This is a genomic window from Enterobacter sp. S-33 (assembly GCF_028735835.1).
GTDB lineage: Bacteria > Pseudomonadota > Gammaproteobacteria > Enterobacterales > Enterobacteriaceae > Enterobacter > Enterobacter vonholyi.
Genome location: NZ_CP117838.1, coordinates 1,420,102 through 1,443,043 on the forward strand (window position 1 = coordinate 1,420,102; position 22,942 = coordinate 1,443,043).

At 59.2% G+C, this 22,942-nt stretch carries 17 protein-coding genes; 8 read left to right on the forward strand and 9 right to left on the reverse strand.

Going from position 1 to position 22,942, the window contains the following annotated elements:
• Positions 1–22: 22 nt before the first annotated feature.
• Positions 23–943: a L,D-transpeptidase gene (gene ldtB, locus PUP35_RS06670; RefSeq protein ID WP_023335026.1), complete on the reverse strand. Its 921-nt coding sequence runs from the start codon at positions 941–943 to the stop codon at positions 23–25.
• A 222-nt stretch (positions 944–1,165) separates the two neighbouring features.
• Here ldtB and PUP35_RS06675 point away from each other — a divergent pair, with 222 nt between their 5' ends.
• Positions 1,166–2,761 carry an ABC-F family ATPase gene (locus PUP35_RS06675; RefSeq protein WP_274242399.1) on the forward strand — a complete coding sequence of 532 codons (1,596 nt, stop codon included), beginning with the start codon at positions 1,166–1,168 and terminating at the stop codon, positions 2,759–2,761.
• Positions 2,762–2,843: 82 nt separating this feature from the next.
• Here PUP35_RS06675 and PUP35_RS06680 read toward each other — a convergent pair whose 3' ends face one another.
• Together PUP35_RS06680 and PUP35_RS06685 are read right to left on the reverse strand one after the other, a co-directional pair.
• Entirely contained in the window at positions 2,844–5,207 is a 2,364-nt protein-coding gene (locus tag PUP35_RS06680) for a glycoside hydrolase family 31 protein (RefSeq protein WP_274242401.1), read from the reverse strand.
• Between the two features lie 17 nt (positions 5,208–5,224).
• Positions 5,225–6,526 (reverse strand): MFS transporter, encoded by a 1,302-nt coding sequence (locus PUP35_RS06685; RefSeq protein ID WP_127730155.1) that lies wholly within the window; start codon positions 6,524–6,526, stop codon positions 5,225–5,227.
• A 288-nt stretch (positions 6,527–6,814) separates the two neighbouring features.
• Between PUP35_RS06685 and PUP35_RS06690 the strand changes: the two genes are divergently transcribed.
• Positions 6,815–7,888, forward strand: a complete 1,074-nt coding sequence (locus PUP35_RS06690) for a LacI family DNA-binding transcriptional regulator (protein ID WP_115874569.1) — start codon at positions 6,815–6,817, stop codon at positions 7,886–7,888.
• Here the strand turns inward: PUP35_RS06690 and PUP35_RS06695 are convergent.
• The 4 genes from PUP35_RS06695 to PUP35_RS06710 all read right to left on the reverse strand — a co-directional run bounded on the left by PUP35_RS06695 (position 7,885) and on the right by PUP35_RS06710 (position 13,637).
• Positions 7,885–9,141 (reverse strand): DUF1479 domain-containing protein, encoded by a 1,257-nt coding sequence (locus tag PUP35_RS06695; RefSeq protein WP_115874570.1) that lies wholly within the window; start codon positions 9,139–9,141, stop codon positions 7,885–7,887. The genes PUP35_RS06690 and PUP35_RS06695 overlap by 4 nt on opposite strands.
• Before the next feature lie 150 nt (positions 9,142–9,291).
• Positions 9,292–10,107 carry a Cof-type HAD-IIB family hydrolase gene (locus PUP35_RS06700; protein WP_274242405.1) on the reverse strand — a complete coding sequence of 272 codons (816 nt, stop codon included), beginning with the start codon at positions 10,105–10,107 and terminating at the stop codon, positions 9,292–9,294.
• A 193-nt stretch (positions 10,108–10,300) separates the two neighbouring features.
• Entirely contained in the window at positions 10,301–12,733 is a 2,433-nt protein-coding gene (locus PUP35_RS06705) for a formate C-acetyltransferase/glycerol dehydratase family glycyl radical enzyme (protein ID WP_274242407.1), read from the reverse strand.
• Positions 12,734–12,737: 4 nt separating this feature from the next.
• Positions 12,738–13,637: a glycyl-radical enzyme activating protein gene (locus tag PUP35_RS06710; RefSeq protein WP_274242409.1), complete on the reverse strand. Its 900-nt coding sequence runs from the start codon at positions 13,635–13,637 to the stop codon at positions 12,738–12,740.
• A 128-nt stretch (positions 13,638–13,765) separates the two neighbouring features.
• Between PUP35_RS06710 and fsa the strand changes: the two genes are divergently transcribed.
• On the forward strand, positions 13,766–14,428 hold the full coding sequence (gene fsa, locus PUP35_RS06715) for a fructose-6-phosphate aldolase (RefSeq protein WP_274242410.1): 663 nt from the start codon (positions 13,766–13,768) through the stop codon (positions 14,426–14,428).
• An 89-nt stretch (positions 14,429–14,517) separates the two neighbouring features.
• Here fsa and moeB read toward each other — a convergent pair whose 3' ends face one another.
• Positions 14,518–15,270 (reverse strand): molybdopterin-synthase adenylyltransferase MoeB, encoded by a 753-nt coding sequence (moeB, locus tag PUP35_RS06720; protein WP_274242412.1) that lies wholly within the window; start codon positions 15,268–15,270, stop codon positions 14,518–14,520.
• Between the two features lies 1 nt (position 15,271).
• On the reverse strand, positions 15,272–16,504 hold the full coding sequence (gene moeA, locus PUP35_RS06725) for a molybdopterin molybdotransferase MoeA (RefSeq protein ID WP_274242413.1): 1,233 nt from the start codon (positions 16,502–16,504) through the stop codon (positions 15,272–15,274).
• Positions 16,505–16,691: 187 nt separating this feature from the next.
• On the opposite strand from moeA, the gene iaaA reads away from it, so the two are divergent.
• The 5 genes from iaaA to gsiD are packed head-to-tail and all read left to right on the forward strand — an operon-like array spanning position 16,692 to position 22,914.
• Entirely contained in the window at positions 16,692–17,630 is a 939-nt protein-coding gene (gene iaaA / locus PUP35_RS06730; protein WP_274242415.1) for a beta-aspartyl-peptidase, read from the forward strand.
• Positions 17,631–17,641: 11 nt separating this feature from the next.
• Complete coding sequence (gsiA, locus tag PUP35_RS06735) at positions 17,642–19,513, forward strand: glutathione ABC transporter ATP-binding protein GsiA (RefSeq protein WP_274242417.1); 1,872 nt, start codon at positions 17,642–17,644, stop codon at positions 19,511–19,513.
• A gap of 23 nt (positions 19,514–19,536) precedes the next feature.
• Complete coding sequence (gsiB, locus tag PUP35_RS06740; protein ID WP_115874577.1) at positions 19,537–21,075, forward strand: glutathione ABC transporter substrate-binding protein GsiB; 1,539 nt, start codon at positions 19,537–19,539, stop codon at positions 21,073–21,075.
• A 5-nt stretch (positions 21,076–21,080) separates the two neighbouring features.
• On the forward strand, positions 21,081–22,001 hold the full coding sequence (gene gsiC, locus PUP35_RS06745) for a glutathione ABC transporter permease GsiC (protein WP_274242420.1): 921 nt from the start codon (positions 21,081–21,083) through the stop codon (positions 21,999–22,001).
• Between the two features lies 1 nt (position 22,002).
• Positions 22,003–22,914 (forward strand): glutathione ABC transporter permease GsiD, encoded by a 912-nt coding sequence (gene gsiD / locus PUP35_RS06750; protein ID WP_274242421.1) that lies wholly within the window; start codon positions 22,003–22,005, stop codon positions 22,912–22,914.
• Positions 22,915–22,942 lie beyond the last annotated feature (28 nt).

Consider the following 22,942-nt stretch of genomic DNA (forward strand, 5'->3'; position numbering starts at 1 on the left):
CCGCTTTTTTAATGCTTCTCTATCAGTTCAAACGCACCGGCATACCGGAGCGGTTCTGCACGGCCTGGTCAACAATCGCCGTTTCTACGTCAGGCTGAGAAGTCACCGCCTGTACCGCGCTGTTCAGCGTAACAGGGACGACTTCGTTGTTGTTGATCTGGTCTTCGCTGGTGGACAGCGGGTTGTGCACTTCGATGTAGCGGCTGCCGTCTGGCTCAGAGGTCGCTTTCACCGGTTCGTTGATGAACTGCACGCGCGTACCGACCGGCACGTTTTCGAACAGGAATTTGATGTCGTCATTACGCAGGCGCACGCAGCCGTGGCTCACGCGCAGGCCGATACCGAAGTTGGCGTTAGTACCGTGGATAGCGTACAGGCGACCAATGTACAGAGCATACAGACCCATCGGGTTATCCGGGCCTGCCGGTACTACGGCTGGCAGCGGTTCGCCCGCAGCGATGTATTCCGCGTGCATTTTGGCAGTCGGCGTCCAGGTTGGACCCGCTTTCTTACGCTCAACTTTCGTGGTCCAGTTCATCGGGGTGTCTTTACCCAGCTGGCCGATACCGATTGGCAGCACGATAACGGTGTTGGTGCCTTTCGGGTAGTAATACAGACGCATTTCGGCGCTGTTAATCACGATACCTTCATGAACGGTATCCGGCAGGATCAGCTGCTGAGGAATATTCAGCACGGTACCCGCTTTTGGCAGATACGGGTCAACGCCCGGGTTTGCTTCCAGCATGTTAGACAGGCCCAGCTGGTACTGCGCAGCGAAATACTCCAGCGGCTGAGAGTTACCTTCTGGTACCGTCACAACCTGGTTCTGGCCTACCAGACGGCTACCGTCTGTTGGCAGGGGATACGTCACCGCAGACGCGGTCTTACAAAAACCTACTACGGCTAACGCCGCCGCAAAAAGCGTTGTTAATTTCATGTTCATGTTGTGCGAGGTATCTAAGCCATTCTGGCGATGAGTTGATAAGTCTGAATCTGTGATGGGAGCGCATTATATGTGCATTCCCGCTAACAGGGAATTCAGATGTGTACGAAATCACATTTTTTTCGATTTTGTTAAAGTTTAGTGGATTGCCGCAACACGGGATCTCAATTCGGAATTGTGGCATAATGCCGTGTTTATCACACTTTTCGCAGGAATCTCCCCGTGTTAGTTACCAGCAACGTCACTATGCAGTTTGGCAGTAAGCCGCTGTTCGAAAACATTTCCGTCAAATTTGGCGGCGGCAACCGTTACGGCCTGATTGGTGCCAACGGTAGCGGAAAATCCACCTTTATGAAGATCCTCGGCGGCGATCTGGAGCCGACCCTCGGCAACGTCTCGCTCGACCCTAACGAGCGTATCGGTAAGCTGCGTCAGGATCAGTTCGCCTTCGAAGAGTTCACCGTGCTCGACACCGTGATCATGGGGCACGCGGAGCTGTGGGAAGTGAAGCAGGAGCGCGATCGCATCTACGCGCTGGCCGAAATGAGCGAAGAAGATGGCTATAAGGTGGCCGATCTGGAAACGCAGTACGGCGAGATGGACGGTTATTCTGCGGAAGCGCGTGCGGGCGGGCTGCTGCTGGGCGTGGGGATCCCCGTTGAACAACATTACGGCCCGATGAGCGAAGTTGCGCCAGGCTGGAAGCTGCGTGTGCTGCTGGCACAGGCGCTGTTCTCTAACCCGGACATCCTGCTGCTCGACGAACCGACGAACAACCTGGACATCGACACCATCCGCTGGCTGGAGCAGACGCTGAACGATCGCGACAGCACCATGATCATCATCTCGCACGACCGTCACTTCCTGAACATGGTCTGTACGCACATGGCGGATCTGGACTACGGCGAGCTGCGCGTCTATCCGGGCAACTACGACGAGTACATGACGGCGGCCACCCAGGCTCGCGAGCGCCTGCTGGCGGACAACGCCAAGAAAAAAGCGCAGATTGCCGACCTGCAGTCCTTCGTCAGCCGCTTCAGCGCTAACGCCTCTAAATCGCGTCAGGCAACCTCGCGTGCGCGTCAGATTGATAAAATCAAGCTGGAAGAGGTTAAAGCCTCCAGCCGTCAAAACCCGTTCATCCGCTTCGAGCAGGACAAGAAGCTGTTCCGTAACGCGCTGGAAGTGGAAGCTCTTACCAAAGGCTTCGATGAAGGCCCGCTGTTTAAAAACTTCAACCTGCTGCTGGAAGTGGGGGAGAAGATTGCCATTCTGGGCGCCAACGGCGTGGGTAAATCCACCATGCTGAAAACCCTGGTCGGCGAACTGCAGCCGGACAACGGCACCGTGAAATGGTCCGAAAACGCGCAGATTGGTTACTACGCGCAGGACCATGAATATGAGTTCGAGAATGACCTGACCGTCTTCGACTGGATGAGCCAGTGGAAGCAGGAAGGCGACGACGAGCAGGCGGTGCGCAGCATTCTGGGTCGTCTGCTGTTCAGCCAGGACGACATCAAGAAGCCGGCAAAAGTGCTTTCCGGTGGTGAGAAGGGCCGCATGCTGTTCGGCAAGCTGATGATGGAAAAACCAAACATCCTGGTGATGGACGAACCGACTAACCACCTGGATATGGAATCGATCGAATCCCTGAACATGGCGCTGGAGATGTATCAGGGCACCCTGATCTTCGTCTCTCACGACCGTGAGTTCGTCAGCTCGCTGGCGACCCGCGTGATCGAAATTACGCCAGAGCGCGTGGTGGACTTCACCGGTAACTACGAAGATTACCTGCGCAGCAAAGGTATCGACGGCTAAAAAAAGCCCGGTGGCGCTTCGCTTACCGGGCCTACGGGTGACTTTGTAGGCCGGGTAAGGCGAAGCCGCCACCCGGCAATGTTCAGAGCACCCACTCACTCCCTTCAGCCCCATTCACCAGCAGTTTGCGTTTCTCCCCCGCCGGTAACGACACTTTCAGCGCTTTCCACGCCGGACGATAATCCCCGCGCGCGTTCACCTTCAGGTTGATGGTTGCGCCGTCGCACACCATCTCCCAATCCACCCACAGCGCATTGCCGTTCTGGTAGCCCCAGCTTTCACCGTCGTCTTCAAACAGCAGCCCGGAGGTTGTGCCGACGCCTTTCACCGGGAACAGCTTAAGCTCGCGTGCCGTATCTTTTTCGGCACTCACATGCGTGACGCGTTCGCTCAGCGGCAGACCTGCTCCGGCCCGCACCAGCAGCGGCAGTTTTTCCAGCGGCGCATCGAGGACGATCGATTGTCCGCCCGCATACCAAGCGTGGGTGTAAAAATCGTACCAGCCCGTTTCGTTATCCGGCAGCCAGACCCTGCGCTCGCGCTGTCCGGCCTCAACGACGCTGGCGACCAGCAGGTCGCGGCCCAGCAGGAAGTCGTCGCACTCTTCGAAAGTCTGCGCGTCGCGCTCGTGGTCGAGGAAGGTCGGGCGCAGCATCGGCTCGTCGTCGGCGTGCGCCTGCCAGAGCAGGGTGTAGAGATACGGCAGCAGGCGGTAGCGCAGCTCAATCGCGCCGCGAATGGCAGGCGTGACGCCCGGATACATCCACGGCTCGTTGACGGTGTGGTCATCGTTCCACGAGTGAATGGTAAAGCGCGGGTGCATCACGCCGTTCTGCACCCAGCGCACGAACAGCTCGGCGTCCGGCTTGTCGCCGGAGAAACCGCCGACGTCGTGGCCGACGTTGAACAGCCCGGACAGGCTCATGCCCAGCCCCATGCGGATGTTATAGCGCAGCGTGTCCCAGCTGGTGCGGTTGTCGCCGCTCCAGGTCTGAACGTAGCGCTGCATCCCGGCGCATCCGGAGCGGGAGATGAGATACGGACGTTTTTCTGGCGCAAAGCGCTGCTGCGCTTCCAGCGAGGCGCGCATCATCAGCAGCGGCATGACCGGGCGAATATGCTTGATGGCGATCTCCTTGCCGAAGCCAAAGCAGCGGGCTTCTCCGTCCCACACTTCATATTCGTTGTTGTCGTTCCAGGTAGAGTCGATGCCCATCTCCAGCAGCTGCGTAGTGACGCCGTTCTGCCACCACTGCACCGTCTGCGGGTTGGTAAAGTCGAGGTGCGAGCCTTCGTCATCCCAGAAGCTGGAGCGTTCGGGTGCATCGGTTTCCGAATCGCGAATGAACAGGCCGCTCTCCGCCACTTCGCTGTAGCGCGGATGGTCCTGCAGCAGGCACGGCTTGATGTTAGCCGCAAGCTTCAGTCCCGCGTCGTGGAACGCCTGGCTCATTACCTTCGGCTGCGGCACCTTGTCGTAGTTCCAGTTGAAGACGTAGCGCTTGCCGTTGATGGAGGTATAGCCGGAGGAGAGCTGGAACGAGTCGCACGGAATGGCGTGCTCTTCGCACAGGCGGATGAAGTTCATCAGCTGGTTTTGCGCGTCCGGCGCGTCGGTGTAGTGCATGGTCGAACCGCTGTAGCCCAGGCTCCATTTCGGTCCGAACAGCGTTTTCCCTGTGAGGCGAACAAAGGCTTTGGTAACGTCCAGCACGCGTTTGCCGGTAAAGATGTAGTAGTCGATATCGCCCGCTTCCGCCTGCCAGCGGCGATAGGCGGTATGGTAGTTGTCGATCTCGTTGCCCAAATCCAGCCAGCAGCTGCTCAGGTTGTCGTAGAACAGGCCGTAGCTCACGTCGTCGCGGCGGGTGATAGTGAAAGGAATATGCTTGTAGAGCGGGTCGGTGCTGGCGGCGTTATAGCCCATGGCGTCGAGGTTGCGCATCTCATAGCGTTTACCGTTGCGCTGCAGATCGCCCGCTTTCTCGCCCAGGCCGTAGAAGCGCTCGTCCTTGCGGCGGCTCAGATAGTGCGCCACGCCGTCGCCGTGGGCGTTCAGCAGGTAGGCGCTGGTGGGGCGGTCGTTGGCCAGCGGCTGCCACTCGCCCGCGTCATTGCGATAGTGCCACTCCAGCCACAGCGGCTGGTGCACGGTGACGCGCAGCTGTTCGGTTGCCACGGTCAGCGTCTCACCCTGCTGAGTCAGGTTCCAGGCCGGGCAGGAGAAACCGCTTATGTCGTCACGACGGCGGCCTTCCCAGGGCACGTCTTTTTCCGGCGCGATGCTCCAGGTGCGGTCCAGCGCCAGCTCGCCTTTGCGCTTAATCAGCACGCGGAACAGGTTCTCTTCCAGCACATACAGGCACAGGCGGTGCTGGTTATCGACCAGCAGTTCCAGATGGTTTGCCGACTGTATATCAACGGTCCAGTTTTTCAGGGTTTTCATATGCAATACATCCACTATCAGGCGCGCTTGGCGCGACGTTCAGCAATAAATGCTACCAGGAAGACGGCGCCAATCAGGTCAAAGAAGCCCATGGCGATAAAGAGCGGGTTAAAGCCGATTTTGTCGGCGGTCACACCGATTAACAGCGAGAACAGGAAGCTGGCGATCCACGCCGCCGAGCCGCGCATGCCGTTGACGGTCGCCATCTGACCTTTGTCGAAGGACTCCACGACCAGGGCGCTAAGCATGCAGGAGATGATCTGGTGCCCGAAGCCGCCGATGGAGATCAGCACGATGGTGATATACGGGTCGCGGGTAATGGCCACGATGGCCAGCGAGATCATCAGGAACGCGCCGGTCACGGAGCTGGCGACGACCGAGTTAACGCGGGAGCAGCCGAACATGCGGGTGTACAGACGCGTCAGGTAGCCGCTCGCCACGCTGCCGAGGTCGGCGGCGAGGAACGGCAGCCAGGCAAACATCGCAATCTGCTTCAGGTCCATGCCGTGCTCTTTGGCGAGGTACAGCGGTACCCAGAAGCTCAGCACCGCCCAGGCCGGTTCCGCCATAAAGGCTGGGATGGCGATACCGTAGAAGCGTTTGTTTTTTGAAACGGTTTTCAGCGCGGTCAGGAAGGGCAGCTTCACCGCAGGCGGTTCGTTGTCCTGCTTGATAAACGCCAGCTCGTCCTTGCTCAGGTTCGGGTGCTGCTCCGGGTTGTGGTAGAACGCCCACCACAGGATCACCCACAGCAGCGCCAGCACGCCGGTAAACATAAACGCCCCCTGCCAGCCGAACGACGCGTGAGCGAAGTAGATGATAGGCGGAGCCAGCATCGCGCCAATGGAGAAGCCCACGCCCGCCCAGCCGGCAGCAACGGGTCGCTCTGATTTCGGGAACCATTCGCCGATGGTTTTGGCGTTCGCCGGGGTAGCGGCGGCCTCAGAGGCACCCATAAAGAAGCGCAGAATGGCCAGGTGCAGCCAGCTTCCGGCACCCGCGTGGAAAATACACATCAGCGCCCAGATCCCGGCGCAAACCATAAAGCCAATCTTCAGGCCAATGACGTCAATCAGCCAGCCGCACAGGGGCTGGAAAATGGTGTAGGCGATCTGGAAGGCTCCTACGATCCAGGAGTACTGCTCGGTGGTGATCCCGAGGCTCTCTTTCAGTTCCGGGGCGAGGATCCCGAGCGAGTTTCGGGTGATGTAGTTAACGGTAACGCCAAGTAAGAACAGTACCAGCACGTACCAGCGCAGGTTCTTGATGACGCGACGGGTTTTGCTTGTCGCAACGGTGTTATTGATGTCCTGACTCATTTTACTCTCCACAAGACGGACGGTAAGGGGACGGAGGTTCAGGTGTCACACGGATTTTTATGACTTTGATTTTTATCCGTTTAAAATTCTTTATCTGGTATACAACTAGTATGGAAGTTGTGTGACAAGTTCACCTTAAGGAAGAAAATGAGTGGGCAAAAGTGGATTTTGTGCAAAATTTCTCATAACTGACGAAAAGCCTCTGGCAAGATGGTATTTATGTCAGTAATTGCCTGACGAATACGCTATGAAAATTTTTTCATTTCGCAAATGGAGCCAGATCACAAAATGGACAAAAGGCTAAAAATCACCGAAATCGCGGCCCGCACGCAGCTCTCGATCAGCACGGTGTCGCGGGTGCTGGCGGGAAAAGCGAATACCAGCGAAAAGGCGCGCGCAAAGGTGCTGGCGTGCGCGCGGGAGCTGGGGGTGATGGAGGGTATGGCGGCGGGACGGCTGCTGCTCAATAGCCTGGTGGTTTTTGCCCCTCAGCGTGCGTTCGACGAGCGGTCCGACATCTTTTACTACCGTGTGATCCAGAGCGTGAGTAAAGGCCTTGCATCCCACGATGTGCGCTTGCGCTACTGCGCGCTGGAAGAGAACGATAGCGATGCCCAGCTGTTTCTGGCGCGCATGAACGAGGCGGATACCCAGGCGGCAATCCTTCTTGGCATCGACGACCCGCATATCCACGATCTGGCTGTGGATGTCGGCAAACCCTGCATGCTGATTAACTGCCGTGACCGCCACATGCGCCTGCCTGCCGTCGCGCCGGATCATCGCGCCATTGGCGAGCGGGCGGCGGAATATCTGTTTGAGATGGGACACCGTGAGGTAATGAGCGTGCTGTGCCTGCGCCGCTACACCATGGAACTGCGCCTGACGGGGATCCGCGACGCGTGGCAGTCTCACAACCTGAAATTCAACGACAAGCGCGATCTGCTGGTGGTGCCCAGCTTCAGCGCACGCGAAAGTGAACAGGTAGTCAGCAGCTGGCTCAGCGAAATGCAGGGCAAGGATTTGCCAACCGCATTTTTGGTTGGCGGCGATTTTATGGCGGCGGGCACCATCAGCGCATTACAAAAAAAAGGATTGCGCGTGCCGCAGGACGTGTCGGTGATGAGCATTGACGGGTTTAACCTGGCGGCAATCCAGGATGTTCCATTAACGGCCGTGCACGTTCCCCGCGATGAGCTGGGAACGGAAGCGGTTTATATGCTCCAGCAGCGGCTCATGCGCCCGGACGCGCCGGTGGGGACGTTACTGCTTAACGGCACGCTGGCCGTTCGGGAATCGGTACGGCGGATACGTCAGGGGAAACGACGCACCGCCGTTGAGCGGGAAGGTCTGTATGACAGTTAAACCATGCCCAGCGCGCGCTTGCCGTGGATGTTGAGATCGTTCACGGTAAAGCGGTCCTGCCAGCTCTTTTCATAATCTTCGCGCGGGAAATCTCCTGGCGACGCGCCGGTTTCGAGCGCTTCCTTGACCTTTTTGGCGTAGGCGAGGTTCTTTTCGCACATCGGCGCGGCAGGAATGTACATCACGTTGCCCCAGCCCTGCTGATTTTCCACCGGCGCGACGGAGTGGATCACATCGCAGTGCCACCACACGGAATCGCCCGCGTCGAGCGCCGGAATACTGCTTAATGCTTCGATGAGCAGCGGGTGCCACTTCTCGGAAACCGGCAGCACGCGCCCCGGCGCCACGCCGCACAGCTCGTCTTCCGGCACGTCGTCCAGCAGCGGACGCAGCAGAATGTACGCCATCGCTTCCGGGATTGGCACCACGTGCAGCAGCCCCTGACCGGGGATCATGTCCGACAGCGCCGTCCAGCCCTGGAAGGTGCGGAATACCGAGCATTTGGTGGTGTTATCGACGGTATACTCTTCCACTTCGGTACGGTGCGCGGCGTTCCACGGATCGTACTTATCGACGTTGCCGTCAAACACGTGGGCAAAGACCTGCTGGTAAGCCGGCAGCAGCCAGCGCTCCAGCGCGCCGGAGTCGGTATGGGCGCCGAGTCCTTTCGAGGTGGTTCCCGGCGGACGGCGGCGAATACGGTCCGGATAAATCACGCTCACGTCCGGGTCGAACCACTGCTTGCCGTTGCTCTCGAACGTCCATAAACGGTTCAGGAACGACTGCACCTGCGCCATCTCTTCGCTCTGACGCGCCTGCATTTGCGCCTGCGACCAGTAGATCGGGTAAATCTCCGGACGGGAGGCCGTTAAGGTGCCGAAGAAGTTATCGCCAGGCCCTTTGTACACTTCGTCAAACTTGTTCAGATCGAGGTAGTCGAGCATCGACTGATCCCACGCCAGCGCCTGCTCGCGGGGGAAGTGACCTTTAATCACCGCGCAGCCGCGGCGTTTAACGGCTTCGCGCTGTGCGTTGGTAATCGTGCCGTTTTTCACATCCGCAAACGGAATCACCGGCCAGACGGATTCGCCTTTGTTCTTAAGAGCGTTGATTTCCGCCACGCGGGTGGCAATTTTATCGCTGAGCTTATTGAACACCGCCTGCACGTCGCCGATCTGCGCGCGCAGCTCACGTTTCAACTGACGGATTGCCGCTTTGTGATCCGCCGGCAAAGTTTCACTGGTAAAGGTCATAACTGCCTCACATCTTTCATTCGAAAGTGAAAATGTCTACAAGTGATACTTTAAGTTAAAATTAAGTTAATGCAAGTTTAAAAACTTGACGCAAGCCACAGGACGGGAAAAGAGTCAGGCTGCCGGAGCAAGGCTCCGGCGAGGAGAAGATCAGGCGTCGAACGGGGAATGGTTGTCGAGCACGGCCTGAATGACGTTCAGCGCGCCCTGATGGTTGTTGTCGTCGGTGCTGTAGCGGCTGATTTCTTTGATGCTTTCCGCCGCGTTACCCATCGCAAAGGAATATTTTACCAGCTTCAGCATCTCGGCATCATTGCCGCTGTCGCCAATGGCCACGCACTCCTGAGGGGAGATTTTCCAGCGCTTCAGCAGACGGCTGATGCCGTTGGCTTTGTGCAGGCCGGGGATAATCAAATCGACAAACCCAAAGCCGCTGGTGACCGGCTTCATGATGCCGTCCAGGGAGACGTGCAGCTTATCCACCAGCGTCGGAATATCGCTGTCCGGCAGGTTCAGGGAGAACTTAAACAGCACGTCGTCAATGTCGCGGTAATCGCTGATGCGCTTTAAGCGGTGGTAGTGCTTTGACATCAGCGCCACGAAGGCGTCCGGGGCTTTGTCGCTGACGTAGGCGCTCTCCAGCCCGCAGGCCACGAAGTTCAGGCCTTTGTCTTTCAGCAGTTCGCCAATCACGATCTGCGATTCATGGCGGGTCAGCTCGCCGTGAAAAATCTGTTCTCCGCGGTCGAACACCAGCGCGCCGTTTTCCGCCACGAAGGAGATCCGATCTTTTAGCTCTGGAAAGAAGGAGATGAGCTGGTAATACTGGTTGCCGCTGGCGACAACGAATTCAATATCGCGGGCTTTAAGCTGTTCAAACTGTGCCTGGAAGCGGTCACGATCGTACTGCTTGGCATCATCAAGGAAAGTTCCGTCCATATCGGTGACGATAACTTTAACGGTCATACTGTGCTCCTGGGTCACTGCGTTTTGAAACATTCTAATAACAAGGTGACGGGGAGCACAAATTTAATTTCATTCGAAAGTAAAAGCAAAACGGCAACTGAGGTTGCCGTTTTTAGTGTTTTCTCCCTCTCCCCGTGGGAGAGGGTCGGGGTGAGGGCATCAGCGTGCGCATTTCCCCTGAGGGGATGCACCGTTACAGCGTATGCTCAGTACGGGCAATAATATCGTCCTGTGCATCCGGCGACAGGGCGGTGAAGAACGCCGAGTAACCCGCGACGCGCACCACCAGGTCACGATACTGGTCAGGGTGTTTCTTCGCCTCCAGCAGCGTTTCGCGGGAGACAATGTTGTACTGAATATGCCAGCCCTTATGCACCTCGAAGAAGGTGCGCAGCAGCACCATCAGCTTCTGGCGATCGCTGTCGTTTTCCAGCGTTGACGGATTCAGCTTCTGGTTCAGCAGCACGCCGCCGAGAATCGCTTCCGTCGGCAGTTTGCCCACCGAGCCAATTACCGCCGTCGGGCCAAGGTGGTCCGTACCAGAAGCCGGGCTTGCCCCTTCCGCCAGCGGCGTGTGTGCCTTACGTCCGTCCGGCGTTGCCATCGTCGCCGCGCCAAACGGCACGTTTGCGGAGATGGAGGACGTGCCCGCGTAGTAGTTACCGCCAATCGGGCCGCGGCCGTAGCGAGGATTGTGATACTGCTTAAGCTCTTCAATGTAGGTCTGATAAGCACGGGTCAGCAGCATATCCACGCTGTCATCGTCGTTACCGTACTTCGGCGCGCCGTTAATCAGACGTTGACGCAGCTGCTCGTGAGTCAGCCCGTCGAAGTCATCCGCCAGCGCCGCCGCCAGCTGCTGTTGGCCGATAGTGCCCTGTTCGAACACCAGCTTTTTCACCGCCGCCAGGCTGTTGCCGAGGTTGGCGATACCCACCTGCAGGCCGGAGACCCAGTCATACTTCGCGCCGCCCTGCTTGATGCTTTTCGCGCGCTCGATGCAGTCGTCCACCAGCGCCGAGCAGAGAATATCGTGGACGTTCTCTTCCAGCATGGTGTCCACCACGTACTCAATCTCAATGGACTTGCGGGTGTAGTAGCGGATCTGGCTATCCCACGCCGACATCACCTCCTCGAAATTGTCGAAGTTACCGGCGGAGAGCGCTTTCTCCTGCGGCAGGAATACCTTGCCGCTGGTGGCGTCGCGGCCGCCTTCCAGCGCGGCCAGCATCACGCGGGCGAAGTTGATGAAGCTCATGCCGGTGCAGCGATAGCCCCACTTGCCGCCAACTGCGGTTTCGATACAGCCAATGGCCGCGTAGTCGTAGGCGTCGTCGCGCTCAACGCCGAGCTTGATGAATTCCGGAATGACGATTTCATCGTTGTTGAACGCCGGCATCCCGAAGCCGCAGCGGATCACCTGCACGCACGCATCGAGGAAGTCGTTGCTCATGCCCGCGTGATAGCGCACGCTCAGGTTCGGCTGGGTGGAGCGCAGACGGCCGCAGGATTCCAGAATCGCGTAGGAGAGCGGGTTCACCGCGTCCATCGGCTCACCGTTGACCAGCTTCTGGCCGCCAATGGTGACGTTCTGGTACAGCGGGCTACCGGCAGAGGCTTTGGAGTGCGAGCCAGATCGGATCTTGTTCACTTCAAGCAATTTCAGCCAGCAGCTGTGCAGCAGTTCAATGGCGTGTTCGCGGTCGAGGCTCTGGTTCAGCTCCACGTCGCGGCGGTAGTACGGATAGAGATACTGGTCCATACGCGCAAAGGAAACGGAGTGGCCGTTGGACTCAATCTGCAGGATCAGCTGAATGAAGTAGCACAGCTGCAGCGCCTGCCAGAAGGTTTTTGGCGGCTCGTGGGCAATCACGTCGCAGTTTTCCGCCATTGCCAGCAGCTCGTCGCGGCGGCTTTCGCGGGTTTCGGTCGAGGCCATTTCACGCGCCAGGTTGGCAAAACGTTTGATGTGCAGGCTTACCGCTTCCAGCACGATATCGATCGCCTTCAGGAACTGATCGCCGTGAAGGTCTTCCAGCACCGTCAGGTTGATGCGCGAGCGGCGTTCGGCCACTTTGGCACGCAGGCCGTCGAGACCTTTCTCCAGCACCAGCGGGAAGTTCACCGCCAGGTGCGCGTCGCCTGAGGTCATGTTGCCTTCGGCTTTGATAATGCCGGTTTCCAGCAGGCCTTTCTGCTCGTCGGTGAACATGCCGTAGCAGCGATCCTGCACCGTCTGGCCGCGCCACCAAGGGCAGATCTCGTGCAGCACACGCTTGTTCTGTTCGCTCACCGCAAAGCCCGCGCCCGGGCGGTCTGCCAGGTCGTCGATCTCTTTCTCAATCCAGGAGACGGTGTATTCCGGGAAGATCGGCGCGGCGCGCACCTCGCTTGCCTGGTTACCGATAATCAGCTCGTCGTGTTTGATCCAGATGGTACGTTCGGCCAGGTGATGCGCCAGCGCCAGAGCGCGACGCACCGGGATCGGCTTGTCCATGTGCTGCTGGTACATTTCGGTGTAATGCTGCGCGCGCTCGGTACAGACTGGCGGCTTGACGATATGCACCAGGGCCGTTTTGTGCGCCTTAATGCGTTCGCTGAGGGTATTGAGATTCAGGGTGGTCATAAGTTTATCCTCGTAAGGTCGCGGTTAACCCTTTCTGGCGGGCGTACTGCTGCGCAAAGTCCAGCAGAGCAGGGTTATCCAGCGGTTTGTCAGGGGCAGAGTAGGGTTGGCCGAGCAGGGTGTATTTGTTCATGCCCAGCGTGTGATACGGCAGAAAATGAATATCGTCGACGCCGAGCTCATCGGCAGCGAAGTTGGTAATGGCGGTGATGGACGCTTCATCGGCGTTAAAGCCCTGGATCAGCGGCACGCGGATGGTGATCTTTTTCCCGGCGGCGGCCAGGCGTTTCAGGTTGTCCAGGATGCGCTTAGCCGAACCGTCCGTCCACTGTTTAAACAGGTCACTGTCGACGTGCTTCAGGTCGGCGAGGAACAGATCGACGTAGGGTAATGACGGCTCGATATAGTGCCACGGCACATGAAGGCAGGTTTCGACGGCGGTGTGGATCCCCTGGTCATGGCTGGCTTTAAACAGGGCCTGTGCCAGATCCGGGTTCATAAACGGTTCGCCGCCGGAGAGGGTGATCCCGCCGCCGCTGCGGTCGTAGAAGGGCTTGTCGCGCAGTACGGTCGCCATGATCTCCTCGACCTGCCGTTCTTCACCGCAGACGGTCAGCGCCTGCGTCGGGCAGCAGTCGGTGAGAGCATTAAGCATCTCTTCACTCAGCTTTTCGCGGTGGATGATCGGGCCATTCAGCGCGCGTTCGATGCAGCCCGGCGCAGCCTGCTGGCACAGGTCGCAGCCGTCCAGGCACAGACGTGCATCAAACAGCACGTCCCGGCTGCGGGAGCGGCTTTCCGGGTTCTGGCACCAGCGACAGCCCAGCGAGCAGCCTTTCAGGAACACCACAGTACGAATACCGGGGCCGTCGTGGGTGGAGTAACGCTGAATATTGAAGATCATGTTTTTGCCTCTCATATTGCATATGAAGATTAAATTACTTTCGAATGAAAGTTATCTTGATGCAGGTCAACTCTTCAGCAGGTTTTGTCGTGATAGGGTAAGTGCAGGCTAATTTTGAGGGTGACATCATGGAACTTTATCTCGACACATCTGACGTTGCGGCAGTCAAAAAGCTGGCGCGTATCTTCCCGCTGGCGGGCGTGACCACCAATCCAAGCATCGTAGCTGCCGGTAAAACGCCGCTCGATGAACTGCTGCCCGCGCTGCACGACGCGCTTGGTGGTAAAGGTCGTCTGTTCGCACAGGTGATGGCGACCTCCGCCGAAGGGATGGTGGAAGACGCGCGTAAGCTTCGCGCCATCATTAACGATGTGGTGGTGAAAGTGCCGGTAACCGCAGAAGGGCTGGCGGCGATCAAGATGCTGAAAGCGGAAGGGATCCCGACGCTGGGCACGGCGGTATACGGTGCGGCGCAGGGGATGCTGTCCGCACTGGCGGGGGCGGAGTATGTGGCCCCTTACGTTAACCGCGTGGACGCGCAGGGCGGGGACGGGATCCAGACCGTAATTGAGCTGCAACAGCTGCTGACGCTGCACGCGCCGCAGTCAAAGGTGCTGGCCGCGAGCTTTAAAACCCCGCGTCAGGCGCTGGACTGCCTGCTGGCAGGCTGCGAGTCCATCACGCTGCCGCTGGACGTGGCGCAGCAGTTTATTACCTCTCCTGCGGTAGATGCGGCGATTGTGAAGTTTGAGCAGGACTGGCAGGGGGCGTTTGGCAGGACGTCGATTTGACGGGTGCGGCCTGATGCCCTCACCCCAACCCTCTCCCACAGGGAGAGGGAGCAAACACTAAAACGGCAACCTGAAGGTTGCCGTTTGCTTTAACCTCCGCACACCTCACACCCCGGATTACGCATCAGCTTCATCTCGCGGAACTGGCAGGTCATCGCGTCATACATCACGATTTTCCCCGCTGCGGGCGTGCCGTAGTGCGCCAGCACCTTGATCGCTTCCATTGCCTGCAATGAGCCAATCACGCCGACGAGCGGCGCCATCACGCCCGCCTCAACGCAGGTCAGCGCATTCTCGCCAAACAGACGGCTCAGGCAGCGGTAGCAGGGTTCACCCTCGGCGTACGTGAAGACGCTGATTTGCCCCTCCATGCGGATCGCCGCTCCGGAAACCAGCGGCGTTTTATGAGCAAAACAGCCCGCATTGAGCTGATTACGGACGGTGACGTTATCGGTGCAGTCCAGCACCAGATCGTGCCGGGCAATCTGCGCGGAGAGCGCGTCGTCATCCAGCATTGCGTCAATCAGCGTGAACTGAACGTGGGGGTTGATGCGCGCCAGCGCCGTGCGGGCAGAGTCCACTTTCGGCCGGCCCACCGTCGCGTCGCTGTGCAGCGTCTGGCGCTGCAGGTTAGACACCGACACGGTATCGAAATCCAGCAGCGTCATCCTGCCCACGCCTGCCGCGGCAAGGTATTGCGCGGCGGCGCAGCCCAGCCCGCCCAGCCCGACGACCAGCACGCTGGCCGCCTTGAGCGCTTCCTGACCTTCGAAATCAAACCCGCGCAGCACGATCTGGCGGTTGTAGCGCATCATCTCCGGATCGCTCAGCTCCACCGTCATGTTAGCCTCCGAACAGGTGGTTAAAGCGCTCGACCTCAACCCATTCGCCGGCTTCCACATTGCCGCGCTCGCGCTCCAGCACGATAAAGCAGTTGCCCTGGCTGAAGGAGCTGAAAATGTGTGAGCCCTGGTGTCCGGTGGTGCTCACTTCGAGCTCTCCGTCCGCGCTGCGCGCCAGAATACCGCGCTGAAAATCGAGACGACCCGGTGATTTTTTCAACCGCGTGGCGGCACGCACGCGCACGCGTTCCGGCAGCGGGCTGGCCTTGTTGCCGGAAAGCTTCGCCAGCAGCGGGATCGCCAGCTGGTAGAAGGTGAGTGCCGCCGAGACCGGGTTACCCGGCAGGCCGCAGAACCAGCTGTGTGAAAGCTTGCCAAACGCAAACGGCTTGCCCGGCTTGATCGCCAGCTTCCAGAAGGCGATTTCGCCCAGCTCTTCAAGAAGGGTTTTGGTGTAATCCGCTTCGCCCACGGAGACGCCGCCGGAGCTGATGACCACGTCGGCGGATTTATCCGCCTCGATAAACGCCGCGCGCAGTTTTTCCGTGTCGTCTGGAATGATGCCGAGGTTAATCACCTCGCAGCCCAGTTGCTCCAGCATCAGGTGTACCGCCAGGCGGTTGGTGTCGTAAATCTGGCCGTCCTGCAGCGGCTGGCCCGGAAGCTGCAGCTCGTCGCCGGTGGAGAAGACGGCGACGCGCACTTTGCGGATAACGTCGACTTCCGCGATGCCGAGCGAGGCCAGCACCGGCAGCTCTGCCACCGTCAGCCTTTGCCCGGCGGCAAAAACGGTCGCGCCGAGGGTAATGTCCTCGCCGGTACGGCGGATGTTCTGGCCCGCTTTAACGCTGGCGGTAAAACGCACGCCTTCGTCGGTCTGTTCGGTCTCTTCCTGCATTACCACGGCGTCGCAGCCGGCCGGAACCGGTGCGCCGGTCATGATGCGCACGCAGGTGCCCGCAGGCCATTCACCGCTAAACGGCTGACCCGCAAAGGCTTTACCCGCCACCGGCAGGGCGTTACCCGTCTGGAGATCCGCCAGGCGTACCGCGTAACCGTCCATCGCTGAGTTATCAAACCCCGGCACGTTAAGCGGAGAGACGATATCGCGCGCGGCAATACGGCCAAAACAGCGCACGAGGGGCAGCGTCTCTACGTCATGCAGCTGGGAAACTCGGTCAAGCATCTGCGTGAGTGCCGTCTCAAGCGGCATCAGTCCGGCGGTAAAATCCATGGTGGGCTCCTGCGGAGTAACAACGAAAGCGTCCATTATGGCAGAAAAGTGCGGCTAACTGTATGACCGAAGGGTGCACGCTTTACATCACTGTTACGTCTTTCTATATTCAAAAATCATCTGAAGTTTCGTCGACGATAATGATATTTATAGAAAAAGCCGCAAAACAGGCTAACGGGTGATGCGAATGGTTAATGCGGTAATCGCAATTCATGGTGGCGCCGGGGCAATCACTCGAGCACAGCTCAGTCCCGAGCAGGAAAAGCGCTACATCGACGCGCTGTACGCCATTGTGGAAACGGGCCAGAGAATGCTGGAAGCGGGCGAAAGCGCGCTGGACGTGGTCACCGAGGCGGTGCGCCTGCTGGAAGAGTGCCCGTTATTTAATGCGGGGATCGGTTCGGTCTTTACCCGGAATGAAACGCACGAGCTGGATGCCTGCGTGATGGACGGTATTACCCTGAAAGCGGGCGCCGTGGCGGGCGTCAGCCACCTGCGTAACCCGGTGCTGGCCGCGCGTCTGGTGATGGAAGAGAGTCCGCACGTGCTGCTGACGGGGGCCGGGGCGGAGACCTTTGCCTTTGAGCACGGGATGGAGCCGGTATCGCCCGATCTGTTTTCCACGGAAGCGCGCTATCAGCAGTTACAGGAAGCTCGTTCGGCGGGCATGACGCAGCTTGACCATACTGCGCCGCTGGATGAGCGCAGCAAAATGGGCACGGTCGGCGCGGTGGCACTCGATAAAGCCGGAAACCTCGCGGCGGCGACGTCAACGGGCGGGATGACCAACAAGCTGCCTGGACGCGTCGGCGACAGCCCGCTGCCGGGCGCCGGCTGCTATGCCAATAACGCGACGGCGGCGGTGTCGTGTACCGGCACCGGGGAAGTGTTTATTCGCGCCCTCGCGGCCTACGACATTACCGCGCTGATGGATTACGGCGGCTTAAGCCTGAGCGAGGCCTGCGAGCGCGTGGTGATGGAGAAACTGCCTGCCCTGGGCGGCGTCGGCGGACTCATTGCGGTAGATCGTGAGGGCAACGTGGCTCTGCCGTTCAACAGCGAAGGCATGTATCGCGCCTGGGGCTATGCCGGTGATGAGCCGAGCACGGGCATCTATCGTGAATAAGGGGGCAGCGCGTGCCGCACAGTGAAGAGCTGGACAACCGCGAAGTATTGGCTGTCCATCAGCTGAATATTGCGTTTCAGGAAGAGCGGCAGTTCTTCCCCGCAGTACAGAATTTATCGTTCACGCTCAGGCGCGGCGAGACGCTGGCGATTGTTGGCGAATCCGGTTCCGGGAAATCGGTCACCGCGCTGGCGCTGATGCGCCTGCTGGAACAGACGGGCGGGCAAATCAGCAGCGAGAAAATGCTCCTGCGCCGCCGTAACCGTCAGGTCATTGATTTAAATGAGCTAAGCGGTTCGCAGATGCAGGGCGTACGCGGGGCGGACATTGCGATGATCTTTCAGGAGCCGATGACCTCTCTGAACCCGGTGTTCCCGGTCGGGGAGCAAATTGCCGAGTCTATCCGCCTGCATCAGGGGCTGAGCGGCGATGAAGCGCTCAAAGAGGCCCGACGGATGCTTGAGCTGGTGCGCATTCCGGAGGCACAGGCTATTCTGGGCCGCTATCCGCATCAGCTTTCCGGCGGCATGCGCCAGCGGGTAATGATCGCCATGGCGCTCTCCTGCCGTCCGGCGGTGCTCATTGCCGACGAGCCGACAACGGCGCTGGACGTGACCATTCAGGCGCAGATCCTGCAGCTCATCAACGTGCTGCAGCAGGAGATGGAGATGGGGGTGATGTTTATCACCCACGATATGGGCGTGGTTGCCGATATCGCCGATCGCGTACTGGTGATGCATAAGGGCTGCGCGGTAGAAACCGGCCCGGTCGAGCAGATTTTTCACGCGCCCGCGCATCCTTACACCAAAGCACTGCTGGCGGCGGTCCCGCGCCTGGGGGCGATGAACGGCAGCGATCTGCCGCGCCGTTTTCCGCTGATTTCCCTCGAGGCGTCTGAGCCGCAGGAGGATGAACGCGAGCAGGACACCGTGGTGCCGGGCAAGCCCATTCTGGAAGTACGAAATCTGGTCACCCGGTTTCCGCTGCGCAGCGGCGTGTTGAACCGGGTGAAGCGCGAAGTGCACGCGGTGGAAAACGTCAGCTTCGACCTCTGGCCGGGCGAAACGCTGGCGCTGGTGGGGGAGTCCGGCTGCGGTAAATCCACTACCGGGCGCGCGCTGCTCCGTCTGGTGGAATCTCAGGAGGGCAGCATTACCTTTAACGGCGAGCGCATTGATACCCTTCCGGACAGCAGGCTGCAGGCGGTGCGGCGGGATATTCAGTTTATTTTTCAGGATCCGTATGCCTCCCTCGATCCGCGCCATACGGTGGGGTATTCGATCATGGAGCCGCTGCGGGTGCATAACCTGCTCGACGGCGAGGCGGCGCAGCGTCGCGTGGCCTGGCTGCTGGAGCGCGTTGGCCTGAAGCCGGAACACGCCTGGCGTTATCCGCACGAGTTTTCCGGCGGGCAGCGGCAGCGTATCTGCATCGCCCGCGCGCTGGCGCTGAACCCGAAAGTGGTGATTGCGGATGAATCCGTCTCTGCGCTGGATGTCTCTATCCGGGCGCAAATCATCAATCTGCTGCTTGATTTACAGCGGGATATGGGTATCGCCTTCCTGTTTATCTCGCACGACATGGCGGTGGTCGAGCGCATCAGCCATCGCGTGGCGGTAATGTTTATGGGGCAGATCGTGGAGATTGGGCCGCGAAGGGCAGTGTTCGAGAACCCGCAGCACCCGTACACCCGCAAGCTTATTGCGGCGGTTCCGGTTGCCGATCCCGCGCATCGTCACGGCCAGCGCGTGCTGCTGCAGGATGATATGCCGGGTAATATTCATAAACTCGGCGAGGCCGTGGAGCGCGTGACGCTTCGCGAGGTCGAGCCGGGTCATTTCGTCGCTCCCCCGCGTCAGGACAATGCTTTTTCGCGGTTATAACTTACAACAGGCAGGAGAACACAATGGTTACATTTGTAGCGCGTAGATGGTTGTTAGCCGCGAGCGTGACGGCAGCCCTGGCCGCTGCCCCCGCGTTCGCTGCCAAAGATGTGGTGGTTGCCGTCGGCTCCAATTTCACCACGCTCGATCCGTATGACGCCAACGACACGCTCTCTCAGGCGGTGGCGAAATCGTTCTACCAGGGCCTGTTCGGCCTGGATAAAGAGATGAAGCTCAAAAACGTGCTGGCGGAGGGGTACACCGTGTCCGACAACGGGCTGGTCTACACCATCAAGCTCAGAACCGGCGTGAAGTTCCAGGACGGGACAGACTTCAATGCGGAGGCGGTGAAGATTAACCTCGATCGCGCCAGCAATCCTGAAAACAGCCTCAAGCGCTATAACCTTTATAAAAACATCGCCAAAACCGAGGTGGTCGACCCGGCGACGGTAAAAATCACCCTGAAAGAGCCGTTCTCCGCGTTTATCAATATTCTGGCGCATCCGGCAACGGCGATGATTTCCCCTGCCGCGCTGCAGAAATACGGCAAAGAGATCGGTTTCCACCCTGTTGGCACCGGCCCTTACGAACTGCTCACCTGGAACCAGACCGATTTTGTGAAGGTGAAGAAGTTCGCGGGCTACTGGCAGCAGGGGCTGCCGAAGCTGGATACCATCACCTGGCGCCCGGTGGTGGACAACAACACCCGCGCGGCGATGCTGCAAACCGGCGAGGCGCAGTTTGCCTTCCCGATCCCGTATGAGCAGGCCGCCATTTTGCAGAAAAACAGCAAGCTGGAGCTGGTCGCCAGCCCGTCGATCATGCAGCGCTACATCAGCATGAACGTCACGCAAAAGCCGTTCGATAACCCGAAGGTGCGCGAAGCTATTAACTATGCCATTAACCGTCAGGCGCTGGTGAAGGTCGCTTTTGCGGGCTATGCCACCCCGGCCACCGGCGTGCTGCCGCCGGCTATCGCCTATGCGCAAAGCTATCAGCCGTGGCCGTACGATCCGGCTAAAGCGCGCGAGCTGCTGAAAGAGGCGGGCTTCCCGAACGGTTTTAGCACCACGCTGTGGTCGTCGCATAATCACAGCACCGCCCAGAAGGTGCTGCAGTTTACCCAGCAGCAGCTGGCGCAGGTGGGTATCAAGGTACAGGTCACGGCAATGGATGCCGGACAGCGTGCGGCAGAAGTGGAGGGGAAAGGGCAGAAAGAGAGCGGCGTGCGGATGTTCTACACCGGCTGGTCGGCATCGACTGGTGAAGCCGACTGGGCGCTGTCGCCGCTGTTTGCCTCGCAGAACTGGCCGCCAACCCTGTTCAACACCGCGTTCTACAGCAACCCGCAGGTGGACAAAGACCTGGCCGATGCACTGAAAACCACTAAACCGGACGAGAAAGCTCGTCTCTATAAGGACGCACAGGACATCATCTGGAAAGAGTCGCCGTGGGTGCCGCTGGTGGTGGAGAAGCTGGTGTCAGCCCATAACAAAGCGTTGACCGGGTTCTACATCATGCCTGATACGGGCTTTAGCTTTGACGATGCGGATTTAAAATAACGCCCATGCTGAATTATGTTTGTAAACGCCTGCTGGGGCTTATTCCGACGCTGCTGATTGTGGCGGTGCTGGTGTTTTTGTTTGTCCATATGCTGCCGGGCGATCCAGCGCGTCTGGTTGCCGGGCCCGAAGCGGATGCCACGGTCATTGATCTGGTGCGTAAACAGCTGGGTCTTGACCAGCCTCTGTATATGCAGTTTCTGCACTATATAGGCAACGTTCTTCAGGGTGACTTTGGTATCTCGATGGTGTCGCGCCGTCCGGTGTCGGAGGAGATCGCCACCCGCTTTATGCCGACGTTCTGGTTGACGATTGCCAGCATGAGCTGGGCAGTCGTGTTTGGGCTTGGCGCCGGTATTGTCGCAGCCGTCTGGCGCAACCGCTGGCCGGACAAGCTCGGCATGGCGCTGGCGGTCACCGGCATCTCTTTCCCGGCGTTCGCGCTGGGGATGCTGCTGATGCAGATCTTCTCCGTTGAGCTCGGCTGGCTGCCCACCGTCGGGGCCGATACCTGGAAGCATTACATCCTGCCTTCCATGACGCTTGGGGCTGCCGTGTCGGCCGTGATGGCCCGCTTTACCCGCGCCTCGTTCGTTGACGTGCTGAGCGAAGATTATATTCGCACCGCGCGGGCGAAAGGGGTCAGCGAGAAGTGGGTCATTCTCAAGCACGGGTTCCGCAACGCGATGATCCCGGTGGTGACGATGATGGGGCTGCAGTTTGGCTTCCTGCTGGGCGGCTCTATCGTGGTGGAAAAGGTCTTCAACTGGCCGGGGCTGGGACGCCTGCTGGTCGATTCCGTCGAGATGCGCGACTACCCGGTGATTCAGGCGGAAGTCCTGCTTTTCTCGCTGGAATTTATTCTTATCAACTTAGTGGTGGACGTGCTCTACGCCGCCATTAACCCGGCCATCAGGTATAAGTAAGATGCGATTATTGAACTGGCGACGTCAGGCCGTTTTAAACGCGATGCCGGGGCTCAAACCGGACCACGTCCGCACCCCGTGGTCTGAATTCTGGCGGCGTTTTCGCCGTCAGCCGGTCGCGATGACCGCGGGGCTGTTTGTGCTGCTGCTTATTGCAGTGGCGGTGATTGCGCCGTGGGTGGTGCCATTTGATGCGGAAAACTATTTTGACTACGACCGTCTGAACGACGGACCGTCGATGCTGCACTGGTTCGGCGTGGACTCCCTCGGGCGCGATATCTTTAGCCGCGTGCTGGTCGGGGCGCAAATCTCGCTTGCCGCCGGGGTGTTCGCGGTGCTGATCGGCGCGGCCATCGGTACCGTACTGGGTCTCGTTGCCGGATATTACGAAGGCTGGTGGGACCGCATCATCATGCGCATCTGCGACGTGCTGTTTGCTTTTCCCGGCATTCTGCTGGCGATTGCCGTGGTGGCGATCATGGGCAGCGGCATGGCCAACGTCATCATTGCGGTCGCGGTGTTTTCGATTCCGGCGTTTGCGCGCCTGGTGCGCGGCAACACGCTGGTGCTGAAACAGCAGACCTTTATAGAATCTGCCCGCAGCATGGGGGCCAGCGACGCCACCATCCTGTTCAGCCATATTCTGCCGGGTACGGTGTCGTCCATCGTGGTCTATTTCACCATGCGTATCGGCGTGTCGATTATCTCGGCGGCCAGCCTGTCGTTTTTAGGGTTGGGTGCTCAGCCTCCAACGCCGGAGTGGGGCGCGATGCTGAACGAGGCGAGGGCGGATATGGTGATTGCACCGCACGTGGCGATCTTCCCGAGCCTGGCGATTTTTCTGACCGTGCTGGCGTTTAACCTGCTGGGTGACGGTCTGCGCGACGCGCTGGATCCGAGGATTAAGGGATAGCGCAGTGAAATGTGCCGGGTGGCGGCTA

Bases quoted from the DNA above. Each gene is read 5' to 3' on its own strand.
- ldtB (WP_023335026.1), bottom strand. From the start codon at position 943: ATGAACATGAAATTAACAACGCTTTTTGCGGCGGCGTTAGCCGTAGTA.
- PUP35_RS06680 (WP_274242401.1), bottom strand. From the start codon at position 5,207: ATGAAAACCCTGAAAAACTGGACCGTTGATATACAGTCGGCAAACCAT.
- PUP35_RS06685 (WP_127730155.1), bottom strand. From the start codon at position 6,526: ATGAGTCAGGACATCAATAACACCGTTGCGACAAGCAAAACCCGTCGC.
- PUP35_RS06690 (WP_115874569.1), top strand. From the start codon at position 6,815: ATGGACAAAAGGCTAAAAATCACCGAAATCGCGGCCCGCACGCAGCTC.
- PUP35_RS06695 (WP_115874570.1), bottom strand. From the start codon at position 9,141: ATGACCTTTACCAGTGAAACTTTGCCGGCGGATCACAAAGCGGCAATC.
- PUP35_RS06700 (WP_274242405.1), bottom strand. From the start codon at position 10,107: ATGACCGTTAAAGTTATCGTCACCGATATGGACGGAACTTTCCTTGAT.
- PUP35_RS06705 (WP_274242407.1), bottom strand. From the start codon at position 12,733: ATGACCACCCTGAATCTCAATACCCTCAGCGAACGCATTAAGGCGCAC.
- PUP35_RS06710 (WP_274242409.1), bottom strand. From the start codon at position 13,637: ATGATCTTCAATATTCAGCGTTACTCCACCCACGACGGCCCCGGTATT.
- fsa (WP_274242410.1), top strand. From the start codon at position 13,766: ATGGAACTTTATCTCGACACATCTGACGTTGCGGCAGTCAAAAAGCTG.
- moeB (WP_274242412.1), bottom strand. From the start codon at position 15,270: ATGACGGTGGAGCTGAGCGATCCGGAGATGATGCGCTACAACCGCCAG.
- moeA (WP_274242413.1), bottom strand. From the start codon at position 16,504: ATGGATTTTACCGCCGGACTGATGCCGCTTGAGACGGCACTCACGCAG.
- iaaA (WP_274242415.1), top strand. From the start codon at position 16,692: ATGGTTAATGCGGTAATCGCAATTCATGGTGGCGCCGGGGCAATCACT.
- gsiB (WP_115874577.1), top strand. From the start codon at position 19,537: ATGGTTACATTTGTAGCGCGTAGATGGTTGTTAGCCGCGAGCGTGACG.
- gsiC (WP_274242420.1), top strand. From the start codon at position 21,081: ATGCTGAATTATGTTTGTAAACGCCTGCTGGGGCTTATTCCGACGCTG.
- gsiD (WP_274242421.1), top strand. From the start codon at position 22,003: ATGCGATTATTGAACTGGCGACGTCAGGCCGTTTTAAACGCGATGCCG.